This is a genomic window from uncultured Sphingomonas sp., from assembly GCF_964021865.1.
Taxonomy (GTDB): domain Bacteria; phylum Pseudomonadota; class Alphaproteobacteria; order Sphingomonadales; family Sphingomonadaceae; genus Sphingomonas.
In genome coordinates, this window is sequence record NZ_CAXIAM010000002.1 from 74,646 (window position 1) to 88,156 (window position 13,511).

The 13,511-nt window shown below is 65.5% G+C and carries 9 protein-coding genes; 5 read left to right on the plus strand and 4 right to left on the minus strand.

All coding sequences use genetic code 11. From position 1 onward, the window contains the following. Window positions 1–123: 123 nt before the first annotated feature. A complete protein-coding gene (locus AADI75_RS01085) occupies window positions 124–696 on the minus strand; it encodes a glutathione S-transferase family protein (protein ID WP_341207213.1) in 573 nt (190 codons plus the stop codon). Window positions 697–766: 70 nt separating this feature from the next. Here AADI75_RS01085 and AADI75_RS01090 point away from each other — a divergent pair, with 70 nt between their 5' ends. Next, complete coding sequence (locus AADI75_RS01090; RefSeq protein ID WP_341207214.1) at window positions 767–1,489, plus strand: YafY family protein; 723 nt, start codon at window positions 767–769, stop codon at window positions 1,487–1,489. Between the two features lie 3 nt (window positions 1,490–1,492). On the opposite strand, the gene AADI75_RS01095 is transcribed toward AADI75_RS01090, so the two are convergent. Continuing rightward, entirely contained in the window at window positions 1,493–3,652 is a 2,160-nt protein-coding gene (locus AADI75_RS01095; protein WP_341207215.1) for a prolyl oligopeptidase family serine peptidase, read from the minus strand. A 265-nt stretch (window positions 3,653–3,917) separates the two neighbouring features. Between AADI75_RS01095 and AADI75_RS01100 the strand changes: the two genes are divergently transcribed. Continuing rightward, the gene (locus AADI75_RS01100) at window positions 3,918–5,942 is read left to right on the plus strand and encodes a M13 family metallopeptidase (RefSeq protein ID WP_341207216.1); all 2,025 of its coding nucleotides are present in this window, start codon (window positions 3,918–3,920) and stop codon (window positions 5,940–5,942) included. 283 nt (window positions 5,943–6,225) lie between these two features. Beyond that, window positions 6,226–9,267, plus strand: a complete 3,042-nt coding sequence (locus AADI75_RS01105) for a TonB-dependent receptor (RefSeq protein WP_341207237.1) — start codon at window positions 6,226–6,228, stop codon at window positions 9,265–9,267. 52 nt (window positions 9,268–9,319) lie between these two features. Here AADI75_RS01105 and AADI75_RS01110 read toward each other — a convergent pair whose 3' ends face one another. Both AADI75_RS01110 and AADI75_RS01115 read right to left on the minus strand, forming a co-directional pair. Continuing rightward, the gene (locus AADI75_RS01110; protein WP_341207217.1) at window positions 9,320–10,765 is read right to left on the minus strand and encodes a pYEATS domain-containing protein; all 1,446 of its coding nucleotides are present in this window, start codon (window positions 10,763–10,765) and stop codon (window positions 9,320–9,322) included. Next, window positions 10,765–11,787 carry a peptidoglycan-binding protein gene (locus tag AADI75_RS01115; RefSeq protein WP_341207218.1) on the minus strand — a complete coding sequence of 341 codons (1,023 nt, stop codon included), beginning with the start codon at window positions 11,785–11,787 and terminating at the stop codon, window positions 10,765–10,767. The genes AADI75_RS01110 and AADI75_RS01115 overlap by 1 nt, the downstream gene beginning before the upstream one ends. Window positions 11,788–11,803: 16 nt before the next feature. Between AADI75_RS01115 and AADI75_RS01120 the strand changes: the two genes are divergently transcribed. After that, on the plus strand, window positions 11,804–12,811 hold the full coding sequence (locus tag AADI75_RS01120) for an NAD(P)-dependent alcohol dehydrogenase (protein ID WP_341207219.1): 1,008 nt from the start codon (window positions 11,804–11,806) through the stop codon (window positions 12,809–12,811). Between the two features lie 323 nt (window positions 12,812–13,134). Further along, window positions 13,135–13,446 carry a hypothetical protein gene (locus tag AADI75_RS01125; protein ID WP_341207220.1) on the plus strand — a complete coding sequence of 104 codons (312 nt, stop codon included), beginning with the start codon at window positions 13,135–13,137 and terminating at the stop codon, window positions 13,444–13,446. Window positions 13,447–13,511 lie beyond the last annotated feature (65 nt).

Consider the following 13,511-nt stretch of genomic DNA (forward strand, 5'->3'; position numbering starts at 1 on the left):
AGCAAATGCCATCACCGGCGCGCGCCTGAGCCAAATGGCACGATCACAAAGGCGGCGGAGCGCGACCGCCGCGAAGGTCGAGACAATTCCCGATGGCGACATAGCCGTGGGCATCCGATCAAATTATCCCGCAGCGGTCATCACTCGCTCCTTGCAGCGTTCCACCCAGTCACGGATCGCCGGCTCGTCGGGCATCATCGCCGGGAACCACAGGAAGGGCGAGCTGCACAGCATATCCGCCGCCGAGAAGCGCTCGCCGAGCAGCCACGGACCGCGACGCAGCGGTTCTGCCAGTCGCTCGATCATCGTGTCGAAGTCGCGCAAGCCTGCGGTGATCGCGGGATGGCTGATGTTCGCCCACTTCAGGATCAGCAGCGGTTCGATGATGCCCTGATAGTAGAACAGCCACGACAGATAGGCGCCCCGCCCCGCTTCCCCGACGACCGGTCCCAACCCGGCCTCGGGATACGCATCGGTCAGGTACAGGATGATCGCACCACGTTCGCGCACCGCATCGTCGCCGTCGGTCAGGTACGGCACCTTGCCTTCGGGATGTGGGTTTGCCGAATCGCGGACACCCGATCCGTCCTGTCGCGCGATCGTCACCTCGCGCAGCGCGATGTCGGCGGACAGCATCCGCACCAGCGCGACGACCGTGTCGGACCGGGAGTTGGGCGAGTAATAAAGGGTGCGCATCCTTGTGCTCCTTGCGTTGAATGACGCAGCCGATCTACGCAGCACCTCCTGACAATTTCGGGCAGCAGCGATGGCGCGGTCGGACCGGTTGATGCGTTTGCTGGAGGCATTGCGCCGCCTACCCAAACCGGTAACCGCCGCGCGGCTAGCGGCCGAGACCGAGATCTCCCTACGCCAGCTCTACCGCGACATCGCGACGCTGCGGGCCGGCGGCGCGCTGATCGATGGTGCCGCAGGTTACGGCTATACGCTGACCGAGGATCCGACCCTGCCGCCGCAGAGCTTTTCGCGGCTTGAGATCGAGGCGCTGATGCTTGGCGTTGCGAGCCTCGGCGATTTTGGTGACGCAGCGCTGGCGGTGGCGGGTCGCAACGCGCTGGCGCGGATCGTCGCCACGCTCCCCGATCGGCAGGCGCGCCAGGCGGCACATGCGACGATCCGGTCGTGGCGGCCGCCCGAACCGCGCGCCGCGATCTCCATTGATCTGGACCTTCTCCGTGAGGCGTGTTGGGATGAGGTCAGCGTCGGCATCACCTATCGCGACGCGCGCGATCGGACGACCGAGCGCGAGATCCTGCCGCTCGGCATGTCGTACAGCCCGCGGACGCTGATGTTGGTCGCCTGGTGCCAGTTGCGAGACAGCTATCGCACGTTCGAGGTGCCGCGGATCATCACCCTGTCGCGGGGCGGTACCAGTTTTCGCCCGCGCCGGGTGCAGTTGCTGCGCGATTACGTCACGCTGCGGACCGCCGAGTGGAAGCGCAAGGAACAGGCTGCGCCTCCACCCGCGTGACGCTCAGGCCCGCCCCTGCGCCATCACGAAGGCGAAGACGTCGGCCCATTGCGCATCGGTTTGCTGCCGCGTCGAACCCAGGCCGTGTCCGGCGTCGAAGTCGACCCGCAGCAGCACCGGCCAGCCGGTCGACGCATGCTGCAACCGGGCGGCCATCTTCGCGGGATGCCAAGGCGCGACGCGTGGGTCGGTCATCCCGGTCATCGCCAGCACCGCCGGATAGCGCGTGCCGTCCTTGACCTTCTGATAGGCGTCCATCGCCACCAGCCCGCGATATTCCGTTTCGTTCGACGGATCGCCGAATTCGGGAAAGTTCGGCGCGCTGTTCTGCTCCACCCCGGCGCGCGAGGTGTTGGTCCAGCCGACATTATCGATCGCCCCTGCGAACAGGTCCGGCCGCTCGACCAATGCATTGCCGACCGCGATCCCGCCCGCCGAGGTGCCCATGATCGTCAGCCGCTTCGGCGAGGTCCAGCCCGCCTTCACCACCGCCTCGCAGCCGTCGATGAAGTCGCGCCACGTATTGGGCTTGTTCGCCTTCTGCCCGGCGCGCCACCACGGCGAGCCGAACTCGCCGCCGCCGCGCGCATGGACCTCGAACAACACGCCACCGCGCTCGAGGAAGGCGATCGAGCGCGGTGAGAAATACGGGGCGGCCGAAATGCCGTAGCTCGAATAGCATTGCCCGAGGGCCGGCGCGGAGCCGTCGCGCTTCAGCCCCTTCTTCGCGATGATCGACACCGGCACCTTGGTCCCGTCGCGCGCAGTCGCGATCAGGCGTACCGACTCATAGGGGGCAGTCGAGAAGGTCGGGCGCGGGCTCAGCCCGGTATCGACCAGCCGCCCGCCAGGCCGGTAATGATAGATTCCGGCCGGCGCCACCCAGCCGGACATGCGGACATCGACGCCGTCCTGATCGGTCGATCCGAACAGGGCGTAGATGCCGGCGTCGAACGGCATCGGGATATTGGTCACCTGCCCGCCCGGTGCGATGCGATGCAGCGTCATGGGGCCGCCGTTCTGGCGCGCGAAATAGACGCCGTCACGCGTCGCGACCAGCCCCGCGTCGGAGGTCTCGATCGGCGTCTTCGCCTCGGGCACGACCACCGTCGCGCGGGCGAGATCGGGTGCCGTCGCGGGGGTACGCAATATGCGTCCCAGCGGCGCATCCTTTTCCGAGACGACGTAGACGTCGCGCCCGCGCAGCGCGAAGCTGGTCGCGCGATCCTCCATCCGCGCCACGGTCCGCCAACGCGGCCTGCCCGTCATGACCTCCGCCATCGGGGCGGCGAACAGCGGGTTTTCGCGCCGGACACCGCCGAACGGCAGCAGCAGCGCGATGTCCGATCCCGGTGTGATGAGCACGAACGGGAAGTCGATCGGCAGCAACGTATAGCCATCGACCGTGTCGCCACCGCTCACGATCCGCACGTCCTGCTTCGGATCGGTGCCAACCCGGTGCAGCCACGCCACCGTGTTGAGCAGATAATCCGGGGCGCCGCGCACCGCACCTTCACGGCCGCGCGTGTAGAAGAAGCCCGACCCGTCGGGCAGCCATTGCGGGCTCGCGAAGCGCGCGCGGTCGATCGTCTCGGGAAAGTGCGTGCCGTCGGCGACCCGCATAATGCGCGCGACTGATTCTTCGGAACCGGCCGGCGACATGCCATAGGCGACGAGCTTTCCGTCATCCGACGCGCGCCACCAGTCCAGGCTCATATGAGCGCCACTGGCGTCCTTCTCCGCTTCGGGATCGACGAGCAGCTTCTTCTCGGCCCCGGGGCGATCGATGACGTAGAGCTTGGCGACGCTCGCCCCGCTCGGGCGGAACTCAAGGAAGATCGCATCGCCGGTCCGCTGCAACCGCGAGGCCAGCGGCAGATCGCCGGTCAACTCCCCGATCCGCCGCAGCAGCGCGTCATGGTCGGGCAGGGCATCGAGCGCGCGCCGGCCATAGTCCCCCTGTGCGCGCATCCACGGTTCCCAATCGGGATCCTTGGGGTTTTCCATCCAGCGATACGGATCGCGCAGCGTATAGCCGAGCCGGGTATCGACCGCCTCGACCTGCTTGGCGACCGGCGGCTTGGTTGTTTGCGCCTGCGCTTTGTACGAAAAGGACAGGAAGGTGGTCGCAGTCAACGACAAGACGAAATCACGACGATCCATGTGCAGCCCCCCAGCATGCCGATGTCGCACGACTACCGGTCGTTCGCGACATCTCTCTCCACCTTGCGTCAAGCTGACACAATGGCGTCCCAGAGTCGATAGAACCGTGTTCAAAACACTACCAGTTGGAAGAAGTTGTTCCTTGCCCGGCCGACATGCAGCACGACATGCGCCGACACTGCCATTCGATGCGGCGCAGCTTAGGCTGGCGAGGGTTCGCGCACGCGCCTAAGCTATTGGCCGCTGCCTTGCTCTGGAGTTATCGATGCGCCGTTCCGCCCTGCTCGCCGTTGCGCTTGTCTCCATCCCCACGCTGCTCGCCGCGCAGGACGGCAAGCCGCGCTACCAGCCGTGGGGGCTGGAGCTTCAGAACATGGACAAACAGGTGAAGCCGGGCGACGACTTCTACGCCTATGCGCTGGGGACGTGGCTGCGCGATCACCCGATCCCTGCGGACAAGGTCGGTGCCGGCTACAATTACGACCTGCCCGATGAGATCGAGGGGCAAGTCCGCCGGATCGTCGAGGAAGCCGCAGCCTCGCCGACGACTCCGACCGCGCGCAAGGTCGGCGACTTCTATGCGGCGTGGATGGACGAGCAGGCGATAGAGGCACGCGGGCTGGCACCGCTTACACCGTGGCTGACGCAGATCGACGCGGTGCAATCGCGGCCGCAACTGATCCGGCTGATGATGCGGCCGGGTTTCGCCTCGCCGGTGAACATCGGCATCTCGACCGATGCCGACGATCCGACCCGCTACATGGTCGACGCCGGCCAGGCGCGCCTGGGCTTGCCGACCCGCGATTATTACCTGCTGTCTGGCGAGAAATACGACGCGATCCGCCGTGCCTATCGCGCCTATCTCATCAAGATCCAGGATTTGGCGGGCATCGCCGATGCGCCGGCCAAGGCCGACCGGATCATCGCGCTGGAGACGCGACTGAGCCAGGATCAATGGACTCCCGAACAGCGCCGCGATCCCGTGAAGACCCACAATCCGATGACGCGCGCCGAACTGACGCGGCTCGCGCCGGAACTGGACTGGACTCCGACGCTGACCTCTATGGGGCTTGCCGCGGCCACCAAGGTCAACGTTTCCGAGCCGAGCGCGGTGGCGGCGGCGTCGAAGCGGCTGGGCGACGTGCCGCTTTCGACATGGAAGGAATGGATGACCGCCCAATTCGTCTCCAGCGCTGCGCCCTTCTTACCCCGTGCTTTCGACCAGGCGAATTTCGACTTCTATTCGAAAACCCTGCGCGGCGTGCCCGAACAGCGCGCGCGCTGGAAGCGGGGCATGGGGCTGATCGACGATGCGCTGGGCGAGGCGGTCGGCGCGATCTACGTCCAGCGTTACTGGTCCCCGGCGACGCAGGCCAAGGCCGACGAGCTCGTCGCCGACATGCAGGCCGCCTACAAGGAAAAGATCGATGCGGCGACATGGATGGACGCGGCCACCCGCACCGCGGCGCTGGCCAAGCTCGCCACGTTCGACCCGCGCGTCGGTCATCCCAAGAAGTGGATCGATTACACGTCGCTCAAGGTCAGCCGCACCGATCCGCTGGCGAACAGCCTTGCCGCACAAGACTTTCAATGGCGGCTGCAACTCCAGCGTTTTCCGAAACCAGTTGATCGCGGGCTGTGGTACATGACGCCGCAGACAGTGAATGCCTATTACGATCCAACGATGAATCAGATCACGCTGCCGGCGGCGATCCTTCAACCGCCGTTCTTCGATGCGAATGCCGATCCTGCGGTCAATTACGCCGAGACCGGCGCTTCGACGATCGGGCATGAAATGGGGCATGGCTTCGACGATCAGGGGCGGCAATTCGACGAGAAGGGCCGTCTGCGCGACTGGTGGAGTAAGGACACCGCCGCCAAGTACAACGTGCAGGCCGATCGACTGGCGAACCAGTTCGATCAATATGAGCCGATCTCCGGCGTCAGGATCAAGGGACGCCTCACTTTGGGCGAGAACCTCGCCGACCTTGGCGGATTGGAAACCGCCTATGCCGCGTATCGCCGCTATGTCGCCCGGCATGGCGAGCCGCCGGTGCTCGACGGCATGACGGGCGACCAGCGCTTCTTCCTTGCCTATGCGCAGGCGTGGCAGGGCAAGCGTAGAGAGGAGGCGGAGCGGCAGCAATTGCTCAGCGATCCGCATTCGCCCGACAAGTATCGCGTCAACGGCATCGTCCGCAATTTCGCGCCCTGGTACAAAGCTTTCGGCGTGAAGCCGGGCGACGCCATGTATCTGCCACCCGAAAAGCGGGTGAGCATCTGGCAATAAGGTTCGAAACGCGCAACGGATCATAGCCAAGGTTCGTCCCCGCGCTCCGCAGCCTGAACCAGCCATCGCCTTACATCAGCACCTCTCCCGTGCAGAACGCCTTAGCGCGCTGCGTTAACGCGCTGGCCTGATGCCAATTTCTCACATGGCAAATCTGCACGCTTAACGGCTCGGTAACGCCGTCGACGATAAGCGCCCCTCACCGCAGTGCCGGGCCCTGGTGCCCCGGAATCGATGGCCCAGGTCGCCGCTGCGTTCAGAAGGGGAAATCTTGGTGAAGCTGATGAATGCCGCTTTTTGTACGCTGCGTGACGGGATTTCGGCAGCGGCTCTGGTCAGCGCGATCGTCGTGCCCGCTTACGCGCAGGAAACTACGCCGGCGGCGGTGAGCGATGCCGCTACCCAGGCCGGGACGCCGGTTGCCGCCACCGCTGCCGATGCGCAGGCACCTGCCGCCGCGCCGGCCGAGCCCGCACAGGGCGCGACCGTCGTCGTCACCGGCACGCTGTTCCGCGATTCGAACGCAACCTCGATCTCACCGGTGACGGTGCTCAGTTCGGCGACGCTCGAGCGCGCCAACATCACCACCGCGCAGGACGCGATCCGCTCGGTCTCAGCCGACAGCGCCGGGTCGATCTCGACCGGATTTCGCAACGGCTTCTCGGCCGGCGGCGCGGCGGTATCGCTGCGCGGTCTGGGCGTGTCGTCGACCGTGGTGCTGATCGATGGCCTGCGTTCGGCCAATTTCCCGCTGAACGACGACGGCCACAATGCGTATGTCGACCTGAATTCGATCCCGTTCAGCACGGTCGACCGGATCGAGGTGCTGAAGGACGGTGCCTCCTCCACCTACGGCGCCGACGCGATCGGCGGCGTGGTCAACCTCATCAGCAAGAAGAACGTGCAGGGCGTGCAGGGCTCGGTCCAGGGCGGCACCACCGAGAAGGCCGATGGCGCGCACTATCGCGCGACCCTGACCGCCGGTTTCGGCGATTATCCGTCGCAGGGCTTCAACTTCTACCTGAACGGCGAGTATACCTACGACGGGTATATCACCAACAATGCGCGCGGCTATCCGTTCAACACCCTCGACCTGCGCGCCAGCGGGCTGACCGACCGCAACCGCAACGACGATTCGCTGACGACGCCGAACCCGCAGGCGGTGGTGACGCAGGTGCGCCAGACCGACCTGAACAACCCGCTCGCCGGGCAGGTCGGCGCGCCGCTAACGAACCGCTATCAGCTGCTGGATCCGAATTCGTGCCCGTACGGTACGTTCACCGTCAGCTCGGGTGCGGCGCAGGGCACGGGCTGTTCGCACAACCTGCCCGCCGAATATTTCATCATCCAGCCGCGCCAGCAGCGGTATTCGACGACCGGTCGCCTGACCGTGCGGCTCAGCGACAATCTGGAGGCGTTCGCCAGCGGCAGCTATTCGCATTCCGAGGTCAGCATCGTCGGCGCGCCTCAGGGCATCCGCCAGACGCAGCCGTTCGGCGGATCGGCCGCGCTCGCATCGAGCAGCCCTGGCATTGTGCTGCCGGTCTACATCTGCGCGGCGGGCGTCAATTGCGCCACCGCGGCGGATCGCCGCCTCAACCCGAACAACCCGTATGCCGCCGCCAACGCGAACACGCCGGCGAACGGCGCGGCACGCATCTACTACCTGTTCGGTGACATCCCGGCGGGCAGCGACCGCTACGTCGACGTGTTCCGCACCACCGCCGGGATTTCGGGCGACCTCGGCAACGGGTTCAAGTTCCGCCTGAACGGCGTCTATGCGCGCGACAATTTCAGCGTCACGCAGCGCGGCTTCATCAACATCCAGGGCCTGCTGAACGCGATCAACACCGGCGCGTACAATTTCGTCGATCCCAGCCAGAACAGCGCGGCGGTGCGCAACCAGATCTCGCCCGAGCGGACCACCCCGTCCTACTCGACCGTCGCGACGATCGGCGGTTCGCTGATCAAGTCGCTGATGGAGCTGCGCGGCGGCGACCTGAACGTCGGGGCGGGTTTCCAGATCCGTCGCGAGACGCTGATGAACCGCAACCAGAATGCGGACCTCAGCTATTACGCGCTGAACACCTCGTCGGCGCAGGGTCGTCAGACCGTTACCGCGGGCTTCTTTGAGATCGATGCGCCGGTGCTGGAGCAGCTCGACCTCAACGTGTCGGGCCGGTACGATCATTACTCGCAGGGTTACAGCCACTTCTCACCGAAGGTCGGGGTGAAGTTCACGCCGACGCCGGCGCTGTCGCTGCGCACGACCTATTCGCAGGGTTTCCGCGCGCCGACGTTCGCCGAGTACAACCCGGTGAGCAGCTACTCGGGCTTCTCGTCCTTCACCCCGAACGCGGCCTTCATCGCCGCGCACCCGGGCAATGCTGCCTATACGAGCACGTACAACATCGGCAGCGGCGCGACCGGCAATCCGGATATCAAGCCGGAAGTGTCGCGCAGCTTCACCGCCGGCGCGATCCTGAAGCCGACACGCTGGTTCCATCTCACCGCCGACTATTACAACATCAAGAAGTCGGCGCTGATCGTCAGCGGCCCTCTGCGCGCGGCGGCCATCGACGCCTATTACAGCAAGAGCAACGCGACCGATGGCTGCGCGGCACTGGCGGCGGTCGGCCCGGGCTACAAGTGCAACGTTGTCGACGCGCCCGATCCGTCGAACCCGAATGCGCTGCCGCGCCTGCTGGTGTTCGACGTACCCTACGTCAACGCCAACTATCAGGTCAGCTCGGGCATCGACATGCAGGCGACCGCCAACGTCCGGCTGCGCGACGACGTCCGGTTCATCAGCCGCATCGACGTGACTCGCGTATTGCGCCTCGATCTGGTCACGCCGGAGGGCGTGGTGCAGAAATATGCCGGGACGCTAGGACCGTACGAGCTGTCGTCGGGCGGTGGTACGCCGCGCATCCGCGGCAACTGGCAGAACGCGCTGGAAGCGGGCAACTTCTCGCTCACCGCGACCACCTATTACGTCGGTCGCATCAAGCAGGTCGCCGCGGACCGGATCACGCCGGTGAACGGCGAGATTGATCTGTCGTGCAAGAACACGCTGGCGCCGATCTTCGCCGGGAGCGATCCCAGCAATCACTGCTACATCCGGCCGTTCATCTACACCGATTTGAACGTCGCGCTGCGCGTGAACGATGACTTCCGGTTCTTCCTCAACGTCCAGAACCTTACCAATGCGCGCGCACCGCTCGCATCGGCGGCCTATACCAGCAACCCGAACTATCTGAGCAGCTGGCATTACGCCGGGCTCGTCGGCCGCAACTTCAGCGCGGGCGCGAGCTTCAACTTCTGACCTGATGTGTCGGCGGCGTGCATCGGGCCAGGCCTCGATGCACGCCGATCGATCAGGTCACCCGGAACATCGCCGGCGCGTCCGCCACTTCGGCGAGGTTCAGCTCCAGCTTCTCGCCGCTTTCCAGCAGCACGCCGACCGTGAACGCGCCATACGCGATCAACGGCAGCACCGCGCGCCCGTCCGGCCCGAACGACACCGCGCGCGGATCGCGACCGAAGGTCGGGTGCAGGAAGAACAATGCCTTCTGGCCCGACAGCGTCACGCGATCGGGGTCGAGCGGTTCCACCGTCAGCGTCACCTCGAACTCGTTCGGATTGAGCGCCAACGGCTTTACCGACGCGCGCAGCATCACGGAGTCCGCCAGAGATTCCATGCTGCCCCCAAACAGGCCGCGCCACGGATCGTCCGGGTAGCGGATCAGCGTCGGCAATTGGGTGAGCATCGCGCCGATATCTCCCTGAGCGCGCTCACTATTGGGCAGAAGTTGCTGCGCGCGCGTCAGGACACCTTTTGCGTAGGCGAGCACATCGTCGGCGGGATGCTCGCTTTCGCCTATCTGTAGCGTACCGAGGCTCTTTGCGCGCTCGCGCTTGTCGTCGTCTCGTAAAGATGCGCGCTCGCGTTCGAATTCCGCTTTGATGGCTTGCAGGGCACGCTCCAGCTCCGCATCGGATTTCAACTTCGCAGCGGCGGCCTCCGCGCGCACCTGCTCCACAGCGGAGATCACCCGCGTCATTTCGAGCTGCTCCTTGGCGCGTTGCGCGCGACGCATGGTTTCGATCGCACCGTTGCGGGCAACCACCATCTCGATGATGAAATACCGTCGCATCCAAAGATAGGCGATCAGGAAGCCCAGTGTAGCGAAGGTCACCATCAGCAACCCGCCGGGTATCGCGCCCCCGCTGGTACGCGCGCATACCGGGAGCAAGGCCTCGGCCTGCTCGGCCGTCAAACCGGACCGATACCGGTTCGTCAGACATTCCCCAAGCTGCGCCTGCGACCCGTTCAGGTTTGCGGTAACGTCGACCGCAAGCTCGAAGAAGCGCTGCTCCCAGCTTGCGTATTGCGTCAGCGTTACGCCGATGATGATCTTGGTCAGCCAGTCGGCCACCTGCTCCAGGCTGCTGCTCTCGGCATACGGAATGACGACCGGCTCGCTCGGTGCGGTAGTTTCGCCCTTTGCCGTGGACTCGTCGCCGGTGGTTTCTCCTACGGACGACGCCGGCGCCGCGGCCGTGTCACTGATCACCTTCACACGGCTGATCGCGTTGGTGACGTCGACACGATGGATCGGCAAGCCGAACAGCAACCCGAGCAGTGCTCCGACCAGCGCTGAACAGCACACCGTCATCACCACCCAGCCGATGAAGTGGCCCCAGGTCGCCGCGCCGGCCGCGAAGAGCACCAGAAGGACAAGGCACAGAAAGCCGAACAGCAATTGCCCGGCCATCGCGCGTTCGGTCTGGTCCGACGTCGCACTGCCGAAGGTCAGCATCACGAGAGCCCCAGTGCGGTCAGCAGCGGCTTGTCGATCATGCCCGGGGGAAGCCCGTTCTTCTGCCGGAAGCGCGCGATCGCCGAGGTCGTGTGGCGGCCGATGTCACCATCGGGCGCGCCCACTTCGGTATAGCCGAGCTTTACCAACCGTTTTTGCACCGCGAGCACGAGGGCAGCGTCGGGCTGTTTCGCAGGCGGGTCGGCGAACACCCGCCGTACCTTGTCGAGCCACGCCCGTCGCTCCGCCATGCCGATCAGCCCGCCGTTCACCCGGCGCGTGCAACCGGCGAAGTCGTCGGCGTCGGCGTTTTCGTTGAGTTTCTTCAGGCTCCAGAATGCTGCGGCCAACGCGAGTGCGTTACGCGGCGTCGCCGCGCGTTCGGGATGTTCGGGCAAGTCTGCCATGCCGGCCTCGGCGCCGACGGTCGCGTAATTGGCACGTCCGGTCAGCTGGATGTAACCGCGCCCTCTAAACAGATAGCCGTCCTTGCTGGGCGGCTTCGCATTACCCAGCCGCCCGCCATAGACCTGACAACCGAACGCCTCGGGATCGCCCGCACAGCTGGCGGCTGCGTTCGGGGTCGGAAAACGCCTTGGAAACACCTCCATCAGCCGTTTCGCCGAATAGTTCAGATTCTCCTCGACGATCGTCAGGCCGCTCGACTCGTGACCAAGCTGCGCAAGAAAGAAAAACAGTCGATTGGGCGTGTCGAGAATGCCGGCCTGCTTGAGCACGCTCGGTCCGTCGTTGACGAAGCTGTCGAGGCGATCCTTAGGCGCGCGCGGATACAATGATGCGATCTTATCACTGGTGATCATCGAATTCCCCCCTCGATGAATGCAGCACAGCGACCTTGTGTTTGCCGAATTTAGGCGCTCGCGACCGGTTACTGTCAATAACCCGTTTAGCGTAGGTTCGTCTTTCCGCGCGCACCGACCGCTCACCCCGGCGGAGGCAGCGTCGCCGCCGATGCGAGGCGCGGCGGGATAGTCTTCGACGGCGCAGCGTTGACGGATCAAAGACGGAGACATTCTGATGAAGGCAATGGTCGTTCACGCACCGGCAGCGCTCGAGACCCTGCGGCTGGAGGATCGGCCCGATCCGGGTGCACCGGGTCCGGGCGAGATCCGCGTGAAGCTGCATGGCAGTTCGCTCAACTTTCACGATCTGGGCGTCGTTACCGGTCGGATGGGTGCTGCCGATGGCCGGGTGCCGCTGGCGGACGGGGCCGGCATCGTCGAGGCGGTCGGTGCGGAGGTCAGTGAGTTCGCGGAGGGCGATCACGTCGTATCGTGCTTCTTCCCCGACTGGCAGAACGGCGCGCCCACGATCGGCGATTTCCGGCGCACGCCCGGCGACGGCATCGACGGCTTCGCGCAGGAATATGCCGTGCGCCCCGCCACCGCCTTCACCCGCGCGCCCAAGGGGCTCGACCATGTCGAGGCGGCGACGATCACCACCGCCGGGCTGACCGCGTGGCGCGCGCTGGTAGTCGATGGCAAGCTGAAGGCGGGCGATACGGTGTTGCTGCTCGGCACCGGCGGCGTCTCGGTCTGGGCGTTGCAGATCGCCAAGCTGATGGGTGCGCGCGTCGCGATCACCTCCTCGTCGGACGAGAAGCTGGAGCGGGCTCGCGCGCTGGGTGCGGATCACGTCCTCAACTACCGCAGCCAAACCGAATGGGGAAAAGCGATCCGCGCATGGAGCGATGATCGCGGCGTCGATCATGTCGTCGAGGTCGGCGGACCGGGGACGCTGGCGCAATCGATCGAGGCGGTGCGGATCGGCGGTCACATCTCGCTGATCGGCGTGCTGACCGGCGCCAGCGGCGAGGTGCCGACCGCGGCGCTGATGAGCAAGCAGGCGCGGCTGCAGGGTTTGATCGTCGGCAGCCGCGCCGAGCAGCAGGATTTCGTTCGCGCGATCGAACAGGGCGGCCTGCGCCCCGTCATCGATCGCCGGTTCGCGCTTGACGCTCTTCCCGACGCCTTCCGCTATGAGATGGGAGCCTCGCACTTCGGGAAAATCGGCGTCGAATGGTGAACCGCGTGGTGCCGCACTGACCAATCTGGCGCCGAGCTTGTCCTCGGCGCCGCGATCGCTCATGCTTCTCCGAAAGGGGACGCAAGAATGAAGTGGTTGCTGTGCGCGCTGGCACTGACCAGCGGGGCGTCGCTGTCCGCCAGAAACCTTGTAGTACCGGCAGATAAAGGCTGGAAGCACGCCGAAACCGGCATCATCCTCTCCCCGCAACTCGCCGGGCTACCGCGCACCGAACTTACCGACGCGACGCAGAGCGAGCATGACGTGGCGGTGCGGTCGCGCGATCAAAGGAGAGCGACAAGGACTCGCCGCCGCGCCCGCGCGTGGCGTGGTGCCGCGACGGCGCTGGGACGCCCGGCTACGGCGTGTATCGCGCCGACGATGAGCGATCGAGCTATTCGCTCGCGCTGCACGATGCCGGACGGGTCATGAACGTCGCCCCCTCGCTGATGGGCCAGGTCGAGAAGACCGGCGTCTATTCGGTGACGTTGGTTGACGTGGATGGCACGGTGTCGGCGCTCCCCTCCTTCTCCGCGATGCCGACGCCCAGGCAGGTCTGGGACCTGCTCGGCTCCGGTAAGACGTTGGGGACCGCGAAATCGGGTCAGGTGACGCTCGATCGGTCTGCGCTGTAGCATTCTCGCGATTGGCGCACCGGACGCCACTTTGCCGCGACCGACTTCTGACGTATCAGTTGCGA

Bases quoted from the DNA above. Each gene is read 5' to 3' on its own strand.
- AADI75_RS01085 (WP_341207213.1), bottom strand. From the start codon at position 696: ATGCGCACCCTTTATTACTCGCCCAACTCCCGGTCCGACACGGTCGTC.
- AADI75_RS01090 (WP_341207214.1), top strand. From the start codon at position 767: ATGGCGCGGTCGGACCGGTTGATGCGTTTGCTGGAGGCATTGCGCCGC.
- AADI75_RS01095 (WP_341207215.1), bottom strand. From the start codon at position 3,652: ATGGATCGTCGTGATTTCGTCTTGTCGTTGACTGCGACCACCTTCCTG.
- AADI75_RS01100 (WP_341207216.1), top strand. From the start codon at position 3,918: ATGCGCCGTTCCGCCCTGCTCGCCGTTGCGCTTGTCTCCATCCCCACG.
- AADI75_RS01105 (WP_341207237.1), top strand. From the start codon at position 6,226: ATGAATGCCGCTTTTTGTACGCTGCGTGACGGGATTTCGGCAGCGGCT.
- AADI75_RS01110 (WP_341207217.1), bottom strand. From the start codon at position 10,765: ATGCTGACCTTCGGCAGTGCGACGTCGGACCAGACCGAACGCGCGATG.
- AADI75_RS01120 (WP_341207219.1), top strand. From the start codon at position 11,804: ATGAAGGCAATGGTCGTTCACGCACCGGCAGCGCTCGAGACCCTGCGG.